The following is a 1,363-nucleotide window of genomic DNA, read 5'->3' as shown; positions in this document are numbered from 1 at the left end:
CCCGGCGGATGCCGGCCGGCCGGCGCAGGCCGGCCGCGAGCAGCCCGAGCGGGGCCGCCGCGCCGAACCACACCGTGTCGCAGTCGTACGCGCGGGCCAGTCGCGCCGCCCGCCGCGCCACCAGCGGGGTCGGCAGGAGCACCTTCGTCCGCTCGCGGACCACCTCGAAGGGCTGGTCCGCGTCGAACTTCTCCGCGCCCCGCCAGGACGAGGCGTAGACGACCACGGAGCCGGCGGGCTGGCGGACGGCCAGGTTGTGCACGAAGGACTGGATCCCGCCGGGTCGCGGCGGGAAGTCGTTCGTCACGAGCAGTGTCCGGCTCACCGGCCGACCCCTCTGGCGTAGGCGCGGGCGGCGGCGATCCGCTCGACGGTGGACGGATGGCTGGCGGAGTAGAGGTACTCCCAGCGGGGCGGGTCGGGATCGGCGAGGTTGATCCCGGCGAGCCGGCGCTGCATCGCCTCGAACGCGGCGGGGTCGCCGGTGAGCGCGAGGGCGTGCGCGTCGGCGCGCGCCTCCACCCGGCGGGACATCAGCGCCTGCACCGGCGCGGAGACCAGCCCGGCGACCACGACCAGGGCGAGCAGGAGCGGGAACGCGCGGGGCTCGGCGACGGAGTCGACGCCGGCCAGCCGCAGCAACGGGCCCGACGAGCCGAGCAGGTAGAGCGCGACGACGGCCGCGGCGGCGCCGAGCGCCCCGGTCAGGGTGCCGACGGCGACGTCCCGGTCCTTCGCGTGCCCCAGCTCGTGCGCCACCACGGCGGTCACCTCGGCGGGCGTGGCCTCGCGCAGCAGCGTGTCGTAGACGACCACCCGCCGGGTCGGCCCGAGGCCCGAGACGTACGCGTTGACCGCCCGCGTGCGGCGGGACGCGTCGGCCACCAGCACGTCCCGCACCGGTACGCCGTCCCGGGCGGCCATCGCCGTCAGCTCGCTGCGCAGCGGCCCCGGCTCCATCGGGGTGAACCGGTTGAAGACCGGCTCCACGAGCACCGGCAGCACGAAGGAGAGCACGACGACCAGGCCGGCCGCTCCGGCGGCTCCGAACGCCCACCACCAGCGCGGGGCGAGCCGGATGACGGCGTAGAAACCCAGCAGCGCGACCGCGCCGATGACGGCGCTGACGGCGTACGACTTGAGCAGGTCGACGGCCCACCCGCCCCAGCCGTTGGTGCTCAGCCCGTAGCGGGTGAGCACGGACTGCCGCCAGGCGGCGAACGGGAGGGTCACCAGGTCGGCGACGAGCACCACGGCGAGGCCGCCGAGCACCGCCTGGGCCGCCCAGTGCCCGCCGAGGGGACGCCCGGCCAGCTCGACGAGGCGGCTGCCCAGCGGGGTCAGGCCGAGCGCGAGCGCCACC

The 1,363-nt window shown here is 76.7% G+C and carries 1 protein-coding gene and 1 pseudogene; both read right to left on the bottom strand.

Annotated elements, in window-relative coordinates:
- Nucleotides 1-325: pseudogene (locus AB0I76_RS29950) on the bottom strand (alpha-(1-2)-phosphatidylinositol mannosyltransferase); the annotation flags it as partial.
- The coding region (locus AB0I76_RS29945; RefSeq protein ID WP_357042499.1) for a M48 family metallopeptidase at nt 322-1,363 on the bottom strand (1,042 nt) is incomplete at its 5' end. The gene AB0I76_RS29945 and the pseudogene AB0I76_RS29950, both read right to left, overlap by 4 nt.

Source organism: Micromonospora sp. NPDC049799, assembly GCF_040656655.1.
In the GTDB taxonomy this organism is placed as follows: domain Bacteria; phylum Actinomycetota; class Actinomycetes; order Mycobacteriales; family Micromonosporaceae; genus Micromonospora.
The sequence above is the reverse complement of the archived record's forward strand: the minus strand, read 5'-3'. Positions and strand labels throughout refer to the sequence as shown.